Source organism: Dictyoglomus thermophilum H-6-12 (assembly GCF_000020965.1).
In the GTDB taxonomy this organism is placed as follows: domain Bacteria; phylum Dictyoglomota; class Dictyoglomia; order Dictyoglomales; family Dictyoglomaceae; genus Dictyoglomus; species Dictyoglomus thermophilum.
This window is the reverse complement of sequence record NC_011297.1, coordinates 1,148,921-1,169,128: the sequence shown is the minus strand read 5'-3', so window position 1 is coordinate 1,169,128 and position 20,208 is coordinate 1,148,921. Positions and strand designations below refer to the sequence as shown.

General features: G+C 34.0%; 20 protein-coding genes and 1 pseudogene. All 21 read left to right on the top strand.

All coding sequences use genetic code 11. The annotated features are described in order from the left end of the window. Positions 1 to 16 precede the first annotated feature (16 nt). The 21 genes and pseudogenes from rpsU to pheS all read left to right on the top strand — a co-directional run bounded on the left by rpsU (position 17) and on the right by pheS (position 20,202). Complete coding sequence (rpsU, locus tag DICTH_RS05850; protein ID WP_012547397.1) at positions 17 to 187, top strand: 30S ribosomal protein S21; 171 nt, start codon at positions 17 to 19, stop codon at positions 185 to 187. Between the two features lie 10 nt (positions 188 to 197). Beyond that, positions 198 to 1,085 (top strand): PhoH family protein, encoded by an 888-nt coding sequence (locus DICTH_RS05845; protein ID WP_012548686.1) that lies wholly within the window; start codon positions 198 to 200, stop codon positions 1,083 to 1,085. Next, positions 1,086 to 1,514, top strand: a complete 429-nt coding sequence (gene ybeY, locus DICTH_RS05840) for an rRNA maturation RNase YbeY (protein ID WP_012547613.1) — start codon at positions 1,086 to 1,088, stop codon at positions 1,512 to 1,514. It abuts the gene before it with no gap. Next, a pseudogene (locus DICTH_RS10415) lies at positions 1,514 to 1,871 on the top strand (diacylglycerol kinase). Before ybeY ends, DICTH_RS10415 begins: the two are co-directional and overlap by 1 nt. Then, positions 1,850 to 3,166, top strand: coding sequence for a hemolysin family protein (locus DICTH_RS05825; RefSeq protein ID WP_330216908.1), 1,317 nt, complete (start codon positions 1,850 to 1,852; stop codon positions 3,164 to 3,166). The pseudogene DICTH_RS10415 and the gene DICTH_RS05825 overlap by 22 nt, the downstream one beginning before the upstream one ends. After that, a complete protein-coding gene (locus DICTH_RS05820) occupies positions 3,159 to 4,769 on the top strand; it encodes a CTP synthase (protein WP_012547271.1) in 1,611 nt (536 codons plus the stop codon). The genes DICTH_RS05825 and DICTH_RS05820 overlap by 8 nt, the downstream gene beginning before the upstream one ends. Next, positions 4,762 to 5,157, top strand: a complete 396-nt coding sequence (gene cdd / locus DICTH_RS05815) for a cytidine deaminase (protein WP_012548098.1) — start codon at positions 4,762 to 4,764, stop codon at positions 5,155 to 5,157. The genes DICTH_RS05820 and cdd overlap by 8 nt, the downstream gene beginning before the upstream one ends. Further along, positions 5,157 to 6,050: a GTPase Era gene (gene era / locus DICTH_RS05810; protein WP_012548491.1), complete on the top strand. Its 894-nt coding sequence runs from the start codon at positions 5,157 to 5,159 to the stop codon at positions 6,048 to 6,050. Before cdd ends, era begins: the two co-directional genes overlap by 1 nt. A 10-nt stretch (positions 6,051 to 6,060) precedes the next feature. Beyond that, positions 6,061 to 6,720 carry a deoxyribose-phosphate aldolase gene (deoC, locus tag DICTH_RS05805; protein WP_041723559.1) on the top strand — a complete coding sequence of 220 codons (660 nt, stop codon included), beginning with the start codon at positions 6,061 to 6,063 and terminating at the stop codon, positions 6,718 to 6,720. Then, positions 6,704 to 7,414: a DNA repair protein RecO gene (gene recO, locus DICTH_RS05800; protein WP_012548750.1), complete on the top strand. Its 711-nt coding sequence runs from the start codon at positions 6,704 to 6,706 to the stop codon at positions 7,412 to 7,414. Before deoC ends, recO begins: the two co-directional genes overlap by 17 nt. A 2-nt stretch (positions 7,415 to 7,416) precedes the next feature. After that, positions 7,417 to 8,316 carry a glycine--tRNA ligase subunit alpha gene (glyQ, locus tag DICTH_RS05795; RefSeq protein WP_012547456.1) on the top strand — a complete coding sequence of 300 codons (900 nt, stop codon included), beginning with the start codon at positions 7,417 to 7,419 and terminating at the stop codon, positions 8,314 to 8,316. Further along, complete coding sequence (glyS, locus tag DICTH_RS05790; protein ID WP_012548016.1) at positions 8,309 to 10,378, top strand: glycine--tRNA ligase subunit beta; 2,070 nt, start codon at positions 8,309 to 8,311, stop codon at positions 10,376 to 10,378. The genes glyQ and glyS overlap by 8 nt, the downstream gene beginning before the upstream one ends. A gap of 110 nt (positions 10,379 to 10,488) precedes the next feature. Next, positions 10,489 to 13,158: a pyruvate, phosphate dikinase gene (gene ppdK, locus DICTH_RS05785; protein WP_012548733.1), complete on the top strand. Its 2,670-nt coding sequence runs from the start codon at positions 10,489 to 10,491 to the stop codon at positions 13,156 to 13,158. A 43-nt stretch (positions 13,159 to 13,201) separates the two neighbouring features. Continuing rightward, complete coding sequence (locus DICTH_RS05780; RefSeq protein ID WP_041723557.1) at positions 13,202 to 14,239, top strand: deoxyguanosinetriphosphate triphosphohydrolase; 1,038 nt, start codon at positions 13,202 to 13,204, stop codon at positions 14,237 to 14,239. Continuing rightward, positions 14,240 to 15,973, top strand: a complete 1,734-nt coding sequence (gene dnaG / locus DICTH_RS05775) for a DNA primase (protein ID WP_012547716.1) — start codon at positions 14,240 to 14,242, stop codon at positions 15,971 to 15,973. A 26-nt stretch (positions 15,974 to 15,999) separates the two neighbouring features. Next, positions 16,000 to 17,241: a sigma-70 family RNA polymerase sigma factor gene (locus DICTH_RS05770; RefSeq protein WP_012548654.1), complete on the top strand. Its 1,242-nt coding sequence runs from the start codon at positions 16,000 to 16,002 to the stop codon at positions 17,239 to 17,241. A gap of 25 nt (positions 17,242 to 17,266) precedes the next feature. Continuing rightward, a complete protein-coding gene (gene infC / locus DICTH_RS05765; RefSeq protein WP_081428032.1) occupies positions 17,267 to 17,824 on the top strand; it encodes a translation initiation factor IF-3 in 558 nt (185 codons plus the stop codon). After that, positions 17,817 to 18,017, top strand: a complete 201-nt coding sequence (rpmI, locus tag DICTH_RS05760) for a 50S ribosomal protein L35 (protein WP_012548347.1) — start codon at positions 17,817 to 17,819, stop codon at positions 18,015 to 18,017. Before infC ends, rpmI begins: the two co-directional genes overlap by 8 nt. A gap of 18 nt (positions 18,018 to 18,035) precedes the next feature. Continuing rightward, positions 18,036 to 18,377 (top strand): 50S ribosomal protein L20, encoded by a 342-nt coding sequence (rplT, locus tag DICTH_RS05755; RefSeq protein ID WP_012547794.1) that lies wholly within the window; start codon positions 18,036 to 18,038, stop codon positions 18,375 to 18,377. Position 18,378: 1 nt separating this feature from the next. After that, complete coding sequence (locus DICTH_RS05750; RefSeq protein WP_012547128.1) at positions 18,379 to 19,179, top strand: TrmH family RNA methyltransferase; 801 nt, start codon at positions 18,379 to 18,381, stop codon at positions 19,177 to 19,179. A gap of 3 nt (positions 19,180 to 19,182) precedes the next feature. Next, entirely contained in the window at positions 19,183 to 20,202 is a 1,020-nt protein-coding gene (gene pheS, locus DICTH_RS05745) for a phenylalanine--tRNA ligase subunit alpha (RefSeq protein WP_012547498.1), read from the top strand. The last annotated feature ends 6 nt before the right edge of the window (positions 20,203 to 20,208 follow it).

Sequence of the window (20,208 nt, the reverse complement as noted above, 5' to 3'; positions counted from 1 at the left end):
GAAAGGAGGGAAGATTGTGACTGAAGTAAGAGTAGGAAAAGATGAAAGCCTTGATAGTGCATTAAAAAGATTTAAGAAAAAATTGCAGGAAGATGGTGTTCTTGCAGATATTCGCAGACACGAGTATTATGAAAAACCTAGCGAAAAAAGAAATAGAAAAAAAGCTCAATCTAAAAAAAAGAAGTAAATAAATTTTTATGGAGAGAGCATTAACAAGGACAGAGATAGTAATTCCAAAAGAGGTAGCAATTTATAAAGAAGATATATTGAAAAACCTCGAGTCATTAGAAGAAATAGATAATGTAAAAATTAAGTTAGAAGACAATAAGGTAGTGATTTACGGAGAGCCAGAGTCCGTAAAAAGGGTGGAAGCTTTTCTTTTGGATCAAATATCTGTTTCTAAGAAAGGTGAAACTTTTCAAAGTCATAGGGTATTTGTTTTTGATAAGAAGATAGTAAGGATACTAACCCCAGGGCAGAAAAGATATGTAGAAGAAATTGAAAAAAATCATATAGTGTTGGCAAAAGGTCCTGCAGGCACAGGAAAAAGTTTTCTTGCGATAGCAGTAGGCTTGAATATGTTAAAGAATAATCTTGTACAGAAGATGATCTTAACAAGACCAGTAGTAGAAGCAGGGGAAAAGTTAGGTTTTCTCCCTGGGGACATTCAGCAGAAAGTAGATCCTTATATAAGGCCTCTCTATGATTTCTTAGAAGAGTTGTTGGGATTTGAGAAACTTACTAAGTATGTAGAGAAAAATATAATTGAAGTTGCCCCTCTTGCTTATATGAGGGGAAGGACTTTTAAATATTCTTTTATACTTTTGGATGAGGCTCAAAATACTACTCCTATGCAGATGAAAATGTTTCTTACAAGATTTGGAGAAGGCAGTAAAATGGTTGTTACAGGGGATATAACACAAACAGATCTTGATATAGGTAAAACTTCTGGATTGAATCATGCTTGGGAAGTATTGAAAGGTATAAAAGGTATAGGTTTTGTGGAACTTACTGAAAAAGATGTAGTAAGACACGATATAGTGAAGGAGATCATAAAAGCTTACGAAAGATGGGAGACAAAATAAATGAGTGTTAATGTATTTGATTTAAATGGGTATTTTGAAAAGAAAGAGAATGAGAGGATTAAAAATTTTGTTAAGGAAGTTTTAAAGAAGAAGGGACTTCTTCCTAACAAGTATGATATATCAGTAGTTTTCGTGAATAATGAAAAGATAAGAGAGCTTAATAGTAAATATAGGAAAAAAGATGTGCCTACCGATGTTCTTTCTTTTTCTCTTGGAAAGGATCCTAAGGGGAGAATAATTGGAGAAATCTATATATCTATAGATACTGCTCGCGTTCAATCGGAGGAAAATAATAAAAATCTTATAGATGAAGTTGCTTTTTTGACCTTACATGGACTTTTGCATATACTTGGTTATGATCATGAAAAGGAAGAGGACTATAGGGAAATGGAAAAGGAAACTAAAAATCTGATTTCTCTTTGGAGATAATGAGAAATAGAAATCTTATTGAAAGTGTGTCAAAAGCTATAGAGGGTTTAGTTTTTGGCTTGAAATATGAAAGAAATATAAAAATTCAAGCATTTATAGCAATAATTGTCATAATTTTATCAATAGTTTTAAATTTTGATTCAACAGATAAGCTATTAATAATTATGTGGTGTGGTGATTAGTGCTGAGTTTTTTAACTCATCTATTGAAAGGGCAATGGATGTTCTCTCCGAAGAGTATTCTCCTAAAATAAAGGTAGTTAAAGATCTCTCTGCTTCTGCTGTTTTTATTTTGGCTTTGATGGCATTGGTATCAGGGTTATTAATATTCTTTAGATATATCTCCAGATTAATTTAAAGGGGCGTGAGGTTAAACTGGAATATTTATCACTTTTTATTTTATTAGTTATTTCAGGATTTTTATCGGCTCTTGAAACTTCTCTACTTTCTCTTCCAAAAATTAGACTCCATCATTTAGCAGATAACGGAGATAAAAGAGCACTTAGACTTATTAAGCTTATGGAAGACAGTCAAAAAGTGCTTAGTACAATTCTTATTGCCAATAATCTTGTAAATGTTTTGATCTCAGCAATAGCGACCAAGATAGCTCTTTCTGCATTTAAAAATTTTGGTATTGCGATTGCTACAGGATTAAGTACTTTTTTCATTGTAGTATTTGGAGAGGTAATTCCTAAGAGTTTTGGTTTGAAACTAAAAGAGAAATATGCTTTGAGGGCAATTAATATTTTCTATCCTTTTTATATAATTTTTCTTCCGATAACAAGATTAATTCTAGGTTTTAGTAATATCTTTTATAAATTTATGGGTAAAACTCGAGAAAATATATCTCCTTTTGCAACTGTGGATGAGTTTTTAACCCTTGTAAATGTAGGAGAAAAGGAAGGTATTATTGAGAAGGAAGAAAAAGAGCTTATAAGTAATGTTTTAGAATTTACTGATACTGAAGTTCATGAAATCATGGTTCCTAGAATAGATATGGTTTGTGTTAGTGTGGATAGTCCTCTTAAAGAAGTTTGGAAGAAAATTATAGAAGAAGGACATTCGAGAATTCCAGTTTATGAGGGTAGTATTGATAATATAGTAGGAATAGTACATGCAAAAGATGTCTTGAAGGCTCTCGCAGAAAAAGATCCTAATGTAAAAATAAAAGATATTCTAAGAGATGTAATATATGTTCCTGAGAATATGAAAATAAATGAGCTTTTTAATGAAATGAGAAAAAAGAAGGCTCATTTAGCGATAGTAGTAGATGAGTACGGTGGTACTGCTGGACTTGTAACTCTTGAAGATGTGTTAGAGGAACTTGTTGGTGAAATAGAAGATGAGTATGATAAAGAAGAAAACAAGTTTAATTTTCTAGATGAAAATACGCTAATAGTGGATGCTAAAATGAATATTTATGAGTTAAATGATATCCTTGAGGAAACTTGGGGTATAACTTTACCTGAGACAGAATATGATACGTTAGGTGGGCTTATATTAGACTTATTAAATAGAGTACCATCTCGTGGAGAACAGATAGATCTTGGAGACTTGATTATAGTGATAGAAAGTGTTAGAAGACAAAGGATAGAAAAAGTAAAAATAATAAGAAAAACTAAAAAAGAAGGAGAAGAGGAGAAAAATGAGTAGTACTAAATTTATATTTGTAACAGGTGGAGTCATATCTTCTCTTGGAAAAGGATTAACTACTGCTTCTTTAGGAAGAATATTAAAAAGTAAAGGCTTTAATGTTACAGCTCTAAAGTTTGATCCTTATATAAATGTGGATGCTGGTACTATGAATCCTTATCAACATGGGGAAGTGTTTGTGACGGAAGATGGTGCTGAAACTGATCTTGACTTAGGACATTATGAAAGATTCTTAGATGTTAATCTTTCTGCAATAAATAATGTAACTACCGGAAAGATATATTCTTCGGTTATTAAAAAAGAGAGAGAAGGGAAATATCTTGGATCCACAGTACAGATAATTCCTCATATCACCGAAGAAATAAAAGAGAGTATTAAATTAGTGGCGAGAGAGACAAAAGCTGATATTGTTCTTGTTGAGATTGGTGGTACCGTGGGAGATATTGAGGGCTTGCCATTTTTAGAGGCGGCAAGACAATTTAGAAAAGATGTGGGAAGAGATAATGTCATATATCTTCATGTAACTCTGGTACCATCTCTTTTCCCTACAGGGGAATTGAAGACGAAACCTACTCAGCATAGTGTAAAGGAGCTTAGAAGTATTGGCATACAGCCAGATATAATTTTATGTAGGGCAAGAACCAAACTTCCAAAGAGTATTAGAGAAAAGATTGCTCTCTTTACCGATGTAGAACCAGAGGCGGTGATTACAGGAGTGGATGTAGAGGATTTATATGCCATTCCTCTTTATTTTGAAGAAGAAGGATTAGGGGATTTAGTGTGTAAATTGTTGGGTTTAGAAAATAGAAATAGCGATCTTGAAGATTGGAAGAAAATGGTTAATAAAGAACTCGATGGAGAAGTGAATATTACGATTCTTGGAAAGTATGTTACTTTACCTGATGCTTATATAAGTGTTGTACAGGCTCTAAAGCATGCTACAAGATTTTATGGGGTAAAACTGAATATAAGATGGGTAGAAAGTGATAAAGTTAATGCTGAAAATGTAGAAGAGGTTCTTAAAGGGACTGAAGGTTTATTGGTTCCTGGAGGCTTTGGAGCTCGAGGAGTAGAGGGTATGATAGAAGGTATTCGCTGGGCACGAAAAAATAATATACCTTTTTTAGGTCTATGTTTAGGACTTCAATGTGCTGTAATCGAGTTTGCGAGAAGTATAGGACTAAAATATGCTAATAGTAGTGAGTTTGACGAAAATACTCCGGATCCTGTAATTGATTTAATGCCTAATCAAAAAAATATCAATGAAAAAGGCGGAACTATGAGACTTGGTGCTTATCCATGTGTATTAGATAAATCATCTCTTTCTTATAAATATTACCAGCAAGAGTTAATATATGAGAGACATAGACATAGATATGAGGTAAATAATAAATATAGGGAAATCTTTGAGAAACATGGATTAAAAATCGTAGGAACATCTCCCGATGGTGAATTGGTGGAAATTATCGAGATACCTAGTCATCCCTTCTTTGTGGCTACACAGTTTCATCCAGAATATAAGTCAAGACCTTTAAATCCTCATCCTTTATTCAAAGGTTTTATAGAAAATGTAATAAAAGAGAAAGAGAAGAGAAATGGATAATAAGAAACTTTACGAATTAGCAATGAAGGCTTTAGAAAATTCATATTCTCCTTACTCTAATTTTCCTGTAGGAGCTGCTTTGCTTACTAAAGATGGAAATGTATATCTTGGAACTAATATTGAAAATGCATCCTATGGTTTAACAATTTGTGCAGAAAGGTTAGCTATATTTAAGGCAGTGAGTGAAGGTAAAAGGGAGTTTTCAAAAATAGTCATAGTAGGAAAAGATGGAAATGGAGTTCCACCCTGTGGAGCGTGTAGACAGGTAATGTTCGAGTTTTCACCTGAAATGGAGATTTTACTTTATAACAAGAAGGAAGATACATTTTTGATCTATAAAGTAAGAGATATTTTACCTTTAGGATTTAATTTGGAGGTTGACAAGTAATGGCAAATACAAAACTTGCTTACATAGGAATAGTGGGTAAACCTAACGCCGGAAAATCAACTTTGATTAATCTCTTGGTAGGGGAAAAGGTCTCTATTGTAGCTGACAAGCCTCAAACAACAAGACAAAGAATTCTCGGTGTTCTCACCCTTGAAGATGCACAATTTATTTTTCTTGATACTCCTGGTTGGTTTCCTCCTAAACACTTGTTGGGAGAATATATGCAGAAAACAATTAAGAAAACAATCGAAGATTCTGATATTGTTCTTTATGTTATTGACTCATCGGTAGAACTAGATGAGGATAACAGAACTTTACTAAAATTTGTTAAAGATCAAGGTAAACCTTATTTAGTATTGTTAAACAAGATAGATATGGTATCACCAAAGGTTCTCGAAGAAAGAAAGAAGGAGGTTATTTCTTTAGGGGTTGAAGAAGAAAGGATTATGGAAATCTCAGCACTTTATGGTACTAATAAAGAATTGCTTATAGAAAAACTTAAAGAAATTGCTCCTGAGGGTGATTTTTTATATCCTCCCGATATGTTAACTGATCAAACCGATAAGTTTTTTATTTCGGAGATAATAAGGGAGAAAATAATTCATCTAACTTATCAAGAGGTTCCTCATTCAGTAGCGGTTTACGTAGATGAGATTGAGGAAAGAAAAAATGGTAATTTACTATATATTAGAGCAACTATTGTTGTGGAAAGGCCAACTCAAAAAGCAATTATTATTGGAAAAGATGGTCAGATGCTCAAAAAAATAGGTACTTTAGCTAGAATGGAGATTGAAGCTTATTATCAAAAGCAAGTTTATCTTGATCTCTGGGTAAAGGTAAGAGAGAAGTGGAGAAAAAAACCAGAAATGTTAAGAGAGTTAGGATATGAATGAGGTGAAAAAAATGAATAAATATGAGCTTGCTCAAAAGATAGACCATACTCTTTTGAAACCAAATGCTTTATTATCCGATATTGAAAAATTGTGTAAAGAGGCAAAAGAATATGGCTTTTATTCTGTGTGTATAAATCCCTATTATATTTCTTATGCAAGGGAGTTTTTGAGAGGTTCTAATGTTAAGATATGTACGGTTGTTGATTTCCCCTTGGGAGCAGGAACTATTAACATGAAGGTATGCCAAGTACAAGAAGCCCTTAAGCTTGGAGCTGAAGAGTTTGATATGGTTATAAACATTGGAGCTTTGAAAGATCGAAGAAAAGATTATTTGGTTTCTGAGGTTAAAGAAGTTATGAAAGCGGCAGAAGGTAGAATAGTCAAGGTGATAATTGAAACATGCTATTTGACAGACGAAGAAAAGATATATGCTACAGAAATAATAAAAGAAGCAGGTGCTCATTTTGTAAAAACATCTACTGGGTTTGGTCCTCAAGGAGCCACAGTCCAAGATGTTAGATTATTAAAATCTGTGGCTGGAGATAAATTAAAAGTAAAGGCTGCAGGGGGTATCAGGACCCTTGAACAGGCTTTAGAGATGATAAATGCAGGAGCAGACAGGATTGGTACTTCTAGCGGAGTGAACATAATAAATGAGCTTAGAGAGTAGATATTACTATGAAGAAGGGATAATCTTGTTCAAGAAGAAAATAGGAGAAGGTGATCTTTTATTGACAATTTATGGTAAAGAGAAGGGAAAATTTTTCGCAATTGCAAAAGGGGCTTTGAAAATCAAAAATCGTTTGAGGGGAAAAGTAAGTATTTTTTCTGTTGGAAGAGGGCATTTCGTAAAGAGAAGAGAAGTTGATTTACTAATTTCCTGGGAATCTTATGAGAAATTCTTAGAGATATTAGAAGATGTAGACAAGTTCATTTTAATATCTGACTATATTAGAAGGGCTGATAAATTTATACCTTTAGAGGTTAAAGATTTAGTTATTTATAGTTATTTTTATGATTTTTTAAAAAGTTGGCGACTTATAGATAGATATTTAGGGGATGTCTTTTTAATAAAGCTTTTACAAAGGTTAGGATATATGGGTAAGTTGGAATTGAAATGCAAAAAATGTGTAAAAGATCTGTCAAAGAATGATTATATGTATTTTAATCTTAGAGATAATGTAGTTTATTGTGAAGAATGTAAGGACATAGGTTCTGTAAAAGTAGATCTAAGAGAGGTTATGGAATTTAATGAAATCCTCGATAAAACTTTTGATGAAATAGTAAGAGAAAAGTATATAAATAGTCTTGATAACTTGAACTTAATAGGTAGGATGATAGAAAGAATTGAACAGGAGGTATAATTATGCTTTTTCAGGAAATTATATTCAAGCTAAATGAGTTCTGGCATAAGCAAGGATGTATTATTCAGCAGCCTTACGATATAGAAGTGGGCGCAGGGACTATGAATCCTGCTACTTTCTTTAGGGTATTAGGTCCTGAGCCTTGGTATGTTGCTTATGTGGAACCGTCTAGGAGACCTACCGATGGTAGATATGGAGAAAATCCTAATAGACTCCAACATTATTATCAATACCAAGTAATCTTAAAGCCTTCTCCTGCTAATGTTCAGGAAATTTATATTGAAAGTTTAGAGTATCTTGGAATAGATATAGAAAAACATGACATTAGATTTGTAGAAGACAATTGGGAGTCTCCAACCTTAGGTGCTTGGGGAATAGGATGGGAAGTTTGGCTTGATGGGATGGAAATTACTCAATTCACATATTTTCAGCAATGTGGTGGATTTGATCTCTTTCCAATTTCAGCTGAAATTACTTACGGTCTTGAACGTATTGCTATGTATATCCAAGGTATAGATGATTTCAAGGATATAAAATGGCAGGACGGTATAACTTACGGGGACATTCATCTTCAAAGCGAGGTAGAGAATTGTATTTATAACTTTGAGTTGGCAGATGTAGAAAGGTTAAGACTTCTGTTTAATGAATATGAGAAAGAGGCAGAAAGACTATTAAATGAAGGTTTGACTTTTCCAGGTTATGACTATGTATTAAAGTGTTCTCATACTTTTAATTTACTTGATGCTAGGGGGGCTATAAGTGTAGTACAAAGAAGCCAGTATATATCTCGCATCAGACGCCTTGCTGCCAAGGCTGCTGAGAATTATTTAAAGAGTAGAGAGGCATTAGGTTTTCCTCTTCTTAACAAGGCATGGAGAAAGGAGGAAGCTCAAATTGGGTAAGAATTTTCTGTTAGAGATAGGAACTGAAGAGATGCCTGCTCATTTTATTGATCCTGCTATAAGGCAAATGTATGACTTCTCGTTGGAGTACTTTAAGAATAAAAAGATAAGTCTTGAAAGTGTTAAAATTTGGGCTACTCCAAGACGACTTGTGGTTTATATAGAAAATCTCGGTGAAAAACAAGAGGCTCAAGAAGAAGAAATTAGGGGACCAGCAGCTCATATTGGTTACAAAGATGGAATGTGGACTGAAGTTGCAAAAAGATTTGTGGAACAGTATGGAGCATCTTTAGAGGATCTTCATATAGAAGAGACACCAAAAGGTAAATATATTTTTCTAAGGAAAGTTAAAGAGGGAATGAATACCTTAGAGATACTTCCAGATTATATAACATCTCTTCTAAAAAGTATAAGATTTCCTAAAATGATGAAGTGGGGAGATGTGGACTTCTATTTTGGCAGACCCATAAGATGGATTGTAGCTTTATATGGGGACACTGAAATAGAAGTTGAGATTGCAGGGGTTAAATCCTCTAGGTACTCAAGACCGCCAAGATTTCTGCCACAGATTCCTATTGAGATAAGAGATGCTGACTCTTACCTTAATGTAATGAGAGAAAATTATATTATTGTAGATCAAGAAGAGAGAAAGAATGAGATTTTAAAGCAAATTAATAAAATTGCTAATGAAAATTCTTTTATCCTTGATTATGAAGATGATCTTCTAAAGGAGGTTAATTATTTAGTAGAATATCCTACAGCACTCTTAGGGGAGTTTGATAAAAAATACTTAGCTCTGCCTGAAGTTGTACTTATTATTACCATGGAAAAAAAGCAGAGATATTTCCCTTTGAGAGATGCTGATGGAAATTTGACTAATAAGTTCATTGTGATAAGAAATGGTACTGACAATTATAAAGATATAGTAATACAGGGTAATGAAAAAGTTTTGAAGGCAAGACTTTCAGATGCGGAGTATTATTATCACGAGGATACTAAGCATCCTTTGGAAAAGTATACTGAAAAGCTATCAGGGATTATATTTCAGGAACAATTAGGGACTATAAAAGATAAAGTAGAAAGGGTAAGAATTCTTGTTAGAGAAATAGCTAATATTTTAGGTTTAAGTTCTGAGGAAAATAAGATTTTAGAAAGATCTGTAAACCTTTACAAGGCTGACTTAGGTACTTTGATGGTTAGTGAATATCCTGAACTGCATGGTATTATGGGAAGAATATACGCTAAAATTAGCGGGGAGAAGGATCCTATACCTGAAGTAATAGGAGAGTACATTTATCCCCGCACATTAGATGATAGGCTTCCTAGTAATTTTCTTGCCTCTATTTTAGGCATAGCCGACAGAATAGACAGTCTTACTGGATATTTTGCATTAGATCTATTTCCCACAGGATCTGAAGATCCTATAGGGTTAAGGAGGATAAGTGGAGGGCTTTTGAGGCTTCTTTTAGAGAGCAGTCTTAAATTAAACTTGAGAAATCTTTTTGTTAAATCTTTTGAGATTTACAACTTTGGGGAGAAATATCCTTTATCTCAAATTGATAAAGGTATGGGTTTTATTGGACAAAGGTTAAGAAATCTATTATTAGATAGGTATTCTATTGATATAGTGGACGCTGTAATGGAAGTGGGATATGACGAGATGTGGAGATTAAAAAGAAGATTAGATTTTATAAGTAAGTTTAAAGAAAAAGAATCTTATGAGAAACTAAAGAAAGCATTAAATAGGCTTTATAGGATACTTCCAAAAGATTTTACCCCTAAAGAAGTTAGTGAGAATTTGCTTAGCTCTCCTTTTGAGAAAAAACTTTATGAAGATTATTTAAAAATAAAGAATGAGATCTTCAACGATATATTAGAAGGTAATTACGAAGTACTTCTCAGTTATGACTTCTTAAATGAGTTTTCCGACGATATTGAAAAATTCTTTGACAATGTACTTGTTATGTCTCCTAACGAAGATGAGAGGATTAATCGATTGTCACTTTTGTCCTTAATAAAATTGTTATTTTGGGAAATTTTAGATTGGAGTAGGTTGAGTTAGTTTTTTAAAGTTTTATTAAAATAAGTTCCATAAGGATTATGGTATAATTCTTTAAGATAAATTTAAAAGTCTTAAAAAATAAAAAATATAAAAGGTAAGGAGGATGGAATATGTCAAAAAAGAGGGTATATTTATTTGAAGAGGCTGATGGTAAGAATCGTTTGCTTTTTGGTGGTAAAGGTGCTGGATTAGCTGACATGACCAAAGCAGGCCTTCCTGTCCCTCCAGGGTTCATAATCACCACAGAAGTGTGTAAAGAATATTATGAGAATGGCAAAAAACTTCCTGAAGGATTAATGGAAGAAGTATTAGAAGCGATGAAAAAATTAGAGGAAAAGACAGGAAAGAAATTTGCTGATCCTGAGAACCCACTTCTCGTTTCGGTAAGATCGGGAGCACCAGTCTCTATGCCAGGTATGATGGATACCATTTTAAACCTTGGCTTGAACGATGAGACTGTAAAAGGATTAGCCAAGAGAAGTAATAATGAGAGGTTTGCCTATGATTCTTATAGAAGATTCATTCAGATGTTTGGTAATGTGGTTTTAGGTATTCCTCATGAGAAATTTGAGGAAATTTTAGATCACTATAAAAAGGAGCAAGGTGTTAAACTCGATAGTGAACTTTCAGCAGAGACTTTGAAGAAAGTAGTAGAGGCATATAAAGAACTTGTAAAGAAGGAGACAGGAAAAGATTTTCCACAAGATCCTTATCAACAATTAGAGATGGCAATTAGGGCAGTCTTTGATTCTTGGAATAACGAAAGAGCAATTATTTATAGAAAACTCCACAATATTCCTGAAGATTATGGTACTGCAGTAAACATTGTCACTATGGTATTTGGAAATATGGGTAATGATAGTGGAACAGGTGTGGCATTTACTAGAAACCCATCCACAGGAGAGAAGGAATTTTATGGTGAGTACTTAACCAATGCTCAGGGAGAGGACGTAGTAGCAGGTATAAGAACTCCACAACCTATCTCTAAGCTTGCAGAAGAGATGCCCGAAGTATATAAACAGCTCCTTGAAGTAAGAGACCTTCTTGAAAAATACTATAGAGATGTTCAAGATATCGAATTTACAGTTGAAAAAGGTAAGTTATACATGCTCCAGACAAGAAATGCGAAGAGAACTGCAAGAGCAGCAGTGAAAATTGCAGTAGATATGGTTAAAGAAGGATTGATTACTAAAGAAGAGGCTATTTTAAGAGTATCACCTGATCAAATAAATCAATTACTCCATGCTCAGATAGATCCAAAGGCGGAGAAAAAGGTAATTGCAAAAGGACTTCCAGCCTCTCCAGGGGCTGCATCAGGTAAAGTGGTATTCTCTTCTCGTGAGGCTGAAAAGAGAGGAAAAGAAGGAGAGAAGGTTCTACTTGTTAGACCTGAGACAACCCCCGATGATATCGGAGGACTCGCTGCCGCTCAAGGTGTTCTAACAAGTAGGGGTGGAATGACAAGCCATGCTGCAGTGGTAGCAAGAGGAATGGGTAAACCTGCTGTAGTAGGATGCGAAGCCATTAAGATAGACTTAGAAAAAGAACAATTTGTAGTGGGAGACGTAGTAGTAAAGAAAGACGATGTTATAACTATAGATGGTTCTACTGGAGAGGTAATACTTGGAGAAGTTCCAATGATTCCACCCACATTAAGTGATGAGCTTAAGGAGCTTCTTTCCTGGGCTGATGAGATAAGAAAGATTGGAGTAAGAGCTAATGCTGATACGCCTGAGGATGCTAAGAAAGCCTTTGAATATGGAGCAGAGGGTATTGGACTTGCGAGAACCGAGCATATGTTCCTTGGAAATAGACTTCCTCTTGTTCAGGAAATGATTCTTGCAGAAACAGAAGAGGATAGAAGAAAAGCTCTCGATAAACTTCTTCCTGTACAAAGAGAGGATTTTATTGGGCTCTTTAAGGCAATGCAAGGTAAGCCTGTAACTATAAGATTGATTGATCCTCCCTTACATGAATTCTTACCACCACTTTTAGATCTTACTGTTGAAGTAGAGGTAATGAAGGCAAAAGGCATCACAGGTAAAGAGTTAGAAGAAAAAGAAAAATTACTCGCTGTGGTTAAGAGATTACATGAATTCAACCCAATGTTAGGATTTAGAGGATGTAGATTGGGTATGGTATATCCAGAAATATTTGAAATGCAAGTTAGAGCAATTATGGAAGCTGCAGTTGCAGTAGCTAAAGAAGGCTTACCTGTAAAGCCCGAGATAATGATTCCTCTCGTGGCTTTGGAATCTGAAATGAAAGTACTTGGAGAACTTATTCATAGAGTAGCAAAACAAGTAATTGAAGAAAGTGGAGTTAATGTTGAGTATAAGGTTGGTACAATGATTGAGGTTCCAAGGGCAGCTATAATAGCAGATAAACTTGCAAAGGTTGCTGAATTCTTCTCCTTTGGAACCAATGACTTAACTCAGATGACTTTTGCATTTAGCCGTGACGACGCAGAAGGTAAATTCTTAGGAATATATAGAGAAAAAGGATATATTGAGGAAGATCCATTTGAACATTTAGATGCTGAAGGTGTAGCTGAACTAATGAAGATCGGAATTCAAAAGGGCAGAAGTACTAGACCAGATCTAAAAGTAGGTATATGTGGAGAGCATGGTGGAGATCCTAAGTCTATTGAATTGTGTTATATCCTTGGTCTTGATTATGTAAGCTGTTCTCCATTCAGAGTTCCTGTAGCAAGATTAGCAGCAGCTCAAGCTACATTGAAGCATCAAAAGAAGATGGAATTTGTAGACAGAACTGCATAGAGAGGTGATAGTGGAAGGGGAGGGAGGTTCCCTCCCCTTAAGGATGACTATTAGGGAAAAATTAGAAGAAAGAGAAAGATTATTCTTATCCCCTTATGCAACTCTAAGTTGTAACAGTAAAGGTAGATCTTCTTTTGAGGAAGAATGTCCTATAAGAACTCGTTTTCAAAGAGATAGAGATAGAATCATCCATTCGAAAGCTTTTAGAAGACTAAAACATAAAACCCAAGTATTTCTTGCGCCTGAAGGAGACCACTATAGAACTCGTTTAACTCATACTCTTGAAGTCTCTCAAATAGCAAGGACTATATCAAGGGCTTTGTTTCTAAATGAAGATCTAACAGAGGCTATAGCTTTGGGGCATGATCTTGGCCATACTCCCTTTGGACATATGGGAGAGGATGTTTTGGATGAAATATCTAAAGCTTACGGTCTTTCAGGTTTTTCTCATGCAGAGCAAAGTTTGAGGATTGTGGATAAACTTGAAAATAACGGTAAAGGACTAAATCTAACTTATGAGGTGAGGATGGGTATCCTTCAACATAGCAAGGGACAGCAAGATTTTAGAAAATGTTTTAGTACTCGAGTATGTGAAACTTTGGAGGCTGAAGTTGTGAGATTCTCTGATGTTATTGCATACTTAAACCATGATCTTGATGATGCGATAAGGGCTGGTGTTATTAGAGAGAAGGATATTCCTAAAAAAGTTTTAGAGGTTTTAGGAAGGACTCATAGAGATAGAATCAATACTATGGTACAAAACCTTGTGGCAAATAGTACAGATAAAGATAGGCTAATGTTTGACTATGAGATATTAGATGCTATTGAAGAAATGAGAGCCTTTTTATATGAGACGTTATATGTAAATCCTCATGTGAAATCTGAGAATGAAAAAGTTAAACTTTTATTGACAGGACTTTTTGAATACTTTATGAAGAATCCTCAAAAACTTCCCAAAAATCTTCCCGAAGAGGAAAATATTATAATAAAAATAAGAGACTTTTTGGCAGGAATGACCGATAGATATGCTATAGAACTTTACGAAAGTATATTCATACCAAAACCGTGGAGGTTCTTTTAGATGGGTTTAGTATGGGAAGATTTTGTGGATGAGGTAAAGCAAAGAGTTAATATAGTTGATGTTATATCAAGGTATGTCAACTTAAAAAAGACAGGGAAAAATTATGTAGGCTTATGTCCTTTCCATCAGGAAAAGACACCATCTTTTTATGTTAGCCCTGATAAGGGACTTTATCACTGTTTTGGATGTGGAGCGGCTGGTGATGTTTTTACCTTTCTCATTAATTATAGAAATCTTACTTTTCGTGAAGCTCTTGAAGAACTTGCCCGTGAGGCTGGTTTAGAAATTCCAAAGAAAGAAGAGCAGATCTCTACCGAAGCTAATATTGTTTTAGAGATAAACAAAGCTGTAGCAACCTTTTATCATATATATCTTAATAGTAAGTATGGTGCGGAGGGTAAATTATATCTAAAAAAGAGAGGAATCTCTTCAGAGATTCAAGAAAAATTCTTGTTAGGCTATGCTCCTTTAAATCCAACTTTACTATTGAGGTATCTTGAGAAAAAGGGTTTTTCTAAGGATGATATTATTAAGGCGAAGGTGCTTTATTTTGTAAGAGATGAGTGGAAAGATCCTTTTGCTGGGAGGGTAATTTTTCCAATAGTAAATCCTAGGGGAAAAGTAATAGGTTTTGGTGGTAGGAGTCTAACTGGTGAAGAGCCGAAATACTTAAATTCTCCAGAAAGTGAGTTCTTTAGTAAAGGGAAGAATTTATATGCTTTATATCAGGCTAAGGAGAGTATTAAAAAAGAAGGAGAAGCTATTTTAGTTGAGGGATATATGGATGCTATTTCTTTGCATCAGGCAGGTATTACTAATGTGGTTGCCTCGTTGGGTACTGCGTTTACTTCTCACCAGGCTAAATTATTAAAGAGTTATACTAACAAAGTTATATTGAGTTATGATCAGGATTCTGCGGGATATCAGGCGGGAAAGAGAGCTTTATCTTTGCTTGAAGTAGAAGGTATTGAAGTTTATTGGCTTTCTTTACCTAAGGATGTAAAAGATCCTGATGAATTTATTCATAAGTATTCAAAAGAAGAATTTTTAAAATTTGTTAAAGAGAGTAAACCTTCTTTGGATTTTTTAATTGAAAATACTTTAAGCCTTCCTATGAATTTTAAAGAAAGATTAGAAGAAATTATAGAAATATTGACATCTTCCATTCTTCGTAGTAAAAATATACTAGTCCAACAAGAAAAAATAAAGCAATATCTTCCGTTAATAAGTAAGAGGTTAGGAGTACCGGAAGAAGGTATTCAAAAAGAGATTCAGAAAAGAATTTTTTCTGATAGGAGTTATAAGAGTAATGTTAAAATTGAGATAACGCGCTATTTTGGAGTATCAAAGACTGAAGAGGTATTATTAGGATTGATTTTATTAGGTATAAATAATTCTCAAATTAAAAATATGAGTCCTGAAGATTTTTCTTTTCCTTTGTATCAGGAAGTTTTAAAGAAGTGGAGGGTTTGGGAAGGAAGTTTGGAAGAGTTTTTGAATTTGTGGGATGAAGATAAGAGGGTACTTATAGATAGAGCTATATCTTCAGGAGAAGAGTTTATTAATCAGGAAGATATTATTCCTTTTTTGTGGGATCATTTTCAAAAGTTAAGAATTAAGAAGGAGATTAATAGGTTGATAGAAGAATTGTCTAAGTTGGATGATCCTATAAAAGAAAAAGAATTAATGGAAGAAATTTATTTTCTGAGGAGTCTTTTAGAAGTAAAAGGATAAAAATTTTTAAGGAGGAGATGATTTTCATGCCTAAAAAGAAGGTTAAAAAAGTAACTCCCGAGGAGGTCCTTGCGGAGTTCCCATATCCTGAAGAAAGTATAGAAGAAGTTGAAGAATTTCTTGAAGATCATGAACTTGTGGATAGTGAAGATCTTTATGTAGATATTAAAGAAGATAAGATTCCTGAAAATATTGAGGAAGAAGTTGAGATTCCCGAAGATATTGAACTGGATGATCCCGTTAAGATGTATCTAAAAGAAATAGGGAAGATTCCTTTATTAACTCCGGAGGAGGAAATAGAACTTGCTAAAAGAGTTGAGCAAGGAGATGAGGAGGCAAAGAAGAAGCTTATAGAAGCAAACCTTAGGCTTGTAGTAAGCGTGGCTAAGAGGTACATTGGAAGGGGTTTATCTTTTCTTGATTTAATTCAAGAGGGTAATCTTGGTCTTATAAAAGCTGTAGAGAAATTTGATTGGAGAAAAGGATATAAATTTTCTACTTATGCTACTTGGTGGATAAGACAGGCAATAACTAGGGCTATTGCTGATCAGGCGAGGACTATACGTATTCCTGTTCACATGGTTGAGACAATGAACAAGATTCATAAAATAACTAGGCTTCTTACTCAAAATTTAGGTAGAAAGCCTACAGAAGAAGATATAGCAAAATTTTTGGTTATACAGCAGAAATTGCAAGAGTTCGGAGTATATCAAGAATCGGGAGAGAAAATTTCTGATGATGAAATTATTGAGATAAGTAAATTATCTTTGGAAGAAATAGCTAAAAAACTTGTGGAGATGCATCTTAAGGCAAAAAATAATAAGGTACCAACTAAAGAGGAGATAAATGAAAAAGCTAAAGAACTGAAGCATGTGCTTGAGGAAGAAATAAGGCAACAAACTGAAAAAGTAAGAGAAATAAGCATGATGGGACAAGAGCCTCTTTCTTTAGAGATGCCTGTAGGTGAAGACGAAGACAATAGATTGGCTGATTTTGTAGAGAATAAAGATTTAAGTCCTGCAGATATTGCTGTTCAAAAATCTCTAAAAAAGGATATAGAAGAACTATTAAATGAGCTTTCCGAGAGAGAGAGGGAGATATTGAAGTTAAGGTTTGGGTTAGAAGATAATCAGCCAAGAACTTTAGAAGAAGTTGGTAAACTTTTTAATGTGACTAGGGAGAGAATAAGACAAATTGAAGCTAAGGCTTTGAGAAGACTCCGTCATCCAAGTAGAAGTAAAAAGATAAAAGATTATTTAGAAGATTAAAATTTTTTCAAGGAGGTGTTTTTCAATAGACAAAGATTATAGAGTTAATGAGAAAATAAGAGCAAAGGAGGTTAGGGTGGTTGATGAGGATGGAAAACAACTAGGTATAATGTCAGTGAGTGAGGCTTTAAAAATTGCAAGGGAGAAAAACTTAGACTTGGTGGAAGTAGCTCCAAATGCTAATCCTCCTGTATGTAGAATAATGGATTTTGGTAAATTTAAATATGAACTTGCAAGAAAAGAAAAGGAAGCAAAGAAAAATCAAAAGATAGCATCAGAGGTCAAAGAGATAAAGATAAGACCTAATATTGAAGAACATGATTATCAGGTTAAGCTTAGAAAAATAAGAGAATTTCTTGAAAAAGGATATAAAGTACGTTTAATTATACTTTTTAAAGGAAGGCAATTGATTTATAATGAATGGGGTGATAAACTTTTAGAAAGAATTTTGCAAGACATATCTGATTTAGGCACAGCTGAAAAGAAAGGACAGCAAGTTGGTTCTTCTTTAATTACTATGTTGGTTCCAGGAAAGAAAACTTCTACAAAAAAAGCTGTATTAGAGGAGGTAAAAAATGAGTAAATTAAAGACAAGATCTTCTGCTGCAAAAAGATTTAAAGTTACTGCGACTGGTAAAATTTTGCACAAGAAGGCTGGTAAAAGGCATAATTTAAGTAAAAAGTCAAAGGCAAGAAAAAGAAGACTTGATATTCCTGGTGAAATTAAAAGTGTAGATCGCTGGAAGGTTGAAAGAATGCTTCCATACAATCTATAAGATAGGGAGAGATGAGAGATGAGAGTAAAGGGTGGAACAATAACAAGAAAGAGACATAAGAAGGTATTAAAATTAGCAAAAGGATACAAAGGAAGAAGAAGCAGGATTTTTAAAATTGCAAACCAATCTGTAATTAAAGCATTATATCGTGCTTATATAGACAGAAGAAGAAAGAAAAGAGAATTTAGAAGACTTTGGATTGTAAGAATAAATGCAGCTTTGAGAAATTATGGTTTATCCTATAGTAAGTTTATGGGATTACTTAGAAAGGCAAACATAAAACTTAATAGAAAAGTTCTTGCAGATTTATGTGTAAATGAGCCTAAAGCCTTCGAGGCATTGGTGAACAAAGTAAGATGAGATGAAATTTATCTCCAGTCCTTCTAATGAAGTAATAAAAGAAGTAATAAAGCTCCATGATAAGAATAAGAGAAAAAAATTAAATAAATGTCTAGTAGAAGGCTGGAGATTGATACAGGATGCTAAAGAAAATGGGATTTCCATTGAAAAATTAATAATCTCAAAAAGTTTATGGAATAAAAAAAGAGAAGAAATCTTAGAAAAATTTTCTTCTTGCGATTTATATATTGTAGAAGATAACTTAATGAATAAGATCTCTCTTATGGAAACACCCCCGGGAATTATGGGGGTGTTTCCATTATTTTTATCTCCTAAGTGGGAGATTTTGAAAAATAAAGATAATAAAATAGTGCTTTATTCCGATGATATACAAGATCCTGGAAATTTGGGAACCATTATTAGAGTAGCCGATGGTGTTGGTGTAGATGCCTTTATTCTTAGCGAGAATACGGTTGATCCTTACAATTATAAGGTTATAAGGGCTTCAACAGGTTCTATCTTTAGGGTTCCTATATGGATTTCAGATGATAAAACTTTTGTAGAATTTTTTAAGGATTGGAAAATAGTTATTGCGGATCCTAAAGGTAGTAAGCTATATTTTGAGGAAAATTTTAAAGAAAGTTTTGTCCTTATTCTTGGAAATGAGGCATGGGGAATTAAAAAAGAGAAGTATTTAGATTTAAATCCTATATTATTAAGAATTCCTCTGAGAAAGGGTGTGGACTCATTAAATGTTTCTGTTGCAGCCTCGGTTTTCCTTTTTGAAGCTCAAAGACAAAGATATATTACGAAGGAGGAATAAAGGATGAGCGAAGAGTATACTGAAAAATTTAAGGAAGCGAAGGATAAAATCTTAAAAGCTCAGAGTTTAAATGAGCTAGAAGAGGTTAAAAGGATTTATTTAGGAAAGCAGGGTTTTCTAACTCAAATCTTGAGATCTATAGGTAAAATGCCTCAAGAAGAAAGAGCCAAATGGGGAAGACTTGCTAATGAGTGGAAGGAAGAACTTGAGACTTTATATGAAAATAAAGAAAGAGAATTAAAATATTTGACATTACAGAAAAAACTTGAGGGGGAAAAAATTGATATAACTTTGCCAGGAAGACGGAAGATTCTCGGAAGGATTCATCCTATAAATCAGGTTATAGAAGAAATAGTTACAGTTTTTAAAGAGATGGGTTTTCAAGTAGTTTATGGACCAGAGCTTGAGACTGATTATTATAATTTTACTGCTCTAAATATTCCTAGTGATCATCCTGTGAGAGAATCTCATGATTCTTTTTATATAGATAAAGAGCACTTATTAAGGACTCAAACCTCTCCTGTACAAATAAGAGTTATGGAAAAAAAGAAACCTCCTCTTAGGGTTGTGGCTCCAGGAAAATGTTATAGAAGAGATATGCCTGATGCGACTCACAGTCCAATGTTCCATCAAATTGAAGGGCTTGCGGTGGATACTGATATAACTTTTGCTGAGTTAAAGGGAGTTCTTACTATTTTTGCTCATAGATTGTTTGGTAAAGAGAGAAAAGTTTATTTTATACCTAGTTATTTCCCATTTACAGAACCAAGTGCAGAGATGTACGTAGAATGTGGTGTTTGTAAGGGTGTTGGGTGTAAGGCCTGTGGATATTCGGGAGTCTTAGAAATTCTTGGATGTGGCATGGTTCATCCAGAGGTATTTAGAATTGTAGGAATTGATCCAGAAAAATATACGGGCTTTGCCTTTGGTATGGGGCCCGATAGGATAGCAATGCAAATCTATGGTATTGATGATATAAGGCTTTTCTATGAAAATGACATAAGATTTCTAAAACAATTCTAAAGGGGG

What these genes read in the sequence shown, in the direction of transcription:
- DICTH_RS05820 (WP_012547271.1), top strand. Translation starts at nt 3,159, where the DNA reads ATGAGTAGTACTAAATTTATATTTGTAACAGGTGGAGTCATATCTTCT.
- DICTH_RS05845 (WP_012548686.1), top strand. Translation starts at nt 198, where the DNA reads ATGGAGAGAGCATTAACAAGGACAGAGATAGTAATTCCAAAAGAGGTA.
- rpmI (WP_012548347.1), top strand. Translation starts at nt 17,817, where the DNA reads ATGAGTAAATTAAAGACAAGATCTTCTGCTGCAAAAAGATTTAAAGTT.
- deoC (WP_041723559.1), top strand. Translation starts at nt 6,061, where the DNA reads ATGAATAAATATGAGCTTGCTCAAAAGATAGACCATACTCTTTTGAAA.
- DICTH_RS05770 (WP_012548654.1), top strand. Translation starts at nt 16,000, where the DNA reads ATGCCTAAAAAGAAGGTTAAAAAAGTAACTCCCGAGGAGGTCCTTGCG.
- DICTH_RS05750 (WP_012547128.1), top strand. Translation starts at nt 18,379, where the DNA reads ATGAAATTTATCTCCAGTCCTTCTAATGAAGTAATAAAAGAAGTAATA.
- glyQ (WP_012547456.1), top strand. Translation starts at nt 7,417, where the DNA reads ATGCTTTTTCAGGAAATTATATTCAAGCTAAATGAGTTCTGGCATAAG.
- dnaG (WP_012547716.1), top strand. Translation starts at nt 14,240, where the DNA reads ATGGGTTTAGTATGGGAAGATTTTGTGGATGAGGTAAAGCAAAGAGTT.
- cdd (WP_012548098.1), top strand. Translation starts at nt 4,762, where the DNA reads ATGGATAATAAGAAACTTTACGAATTAGCAATGAAGGCTTTAGAAAAT.
- rplT (WP_012547794.1), top strand. Translation starts at nt 18,036, where the DNA reads ATGAGAGTAAAGGGTGGAACAATAACAAGAAAGAGACATAAGAAGGTA.
- ppdK (WP_012548733.1), top strand. Translation starts at nt 10,489, where the DNA reads ATGTCAAAAAAGAGGGTATATTTATTTGAAGAGGCTGATGGTAAGAAT.
- era (WP_012548491.1), top strand. Translation starts at nt 5,157, where the DNA reads ATGGCAAATACAAAACTTGCTTACATAGGAATAGTGGGTAAACCTAAC.
- ybeY (WP_012547613.1), top strand. Translation starts at nt 1,086, where the DNA reads ATGAGTGTTAATGTATTTGATTTAAATGGGTATTTTGAAAAGAAAGAG.
- pheS (WP_012547498.1), top strand. Translation starts at nt 19,183, where the DNA reads ATGAGCGAAGAGTATACTGAAAAATTTAAGGAAGCGAAGGATAAAATC.
- recO (WP_012548750.1), top strand. Translation starts at nt 6,704, where the DNA reads ATGAGCTTAGAGAGTAGATATTACTATGAAGAAGGGATAATCTTGTTC.
- DICTH_RS05780 (WP_041723557.1), top strand. Translation starts at nt 13,202, where the DNA reads ATGACTATTAGGGAAAAATTAGAAGAAAGAGAAAGATTATTCTTATCC.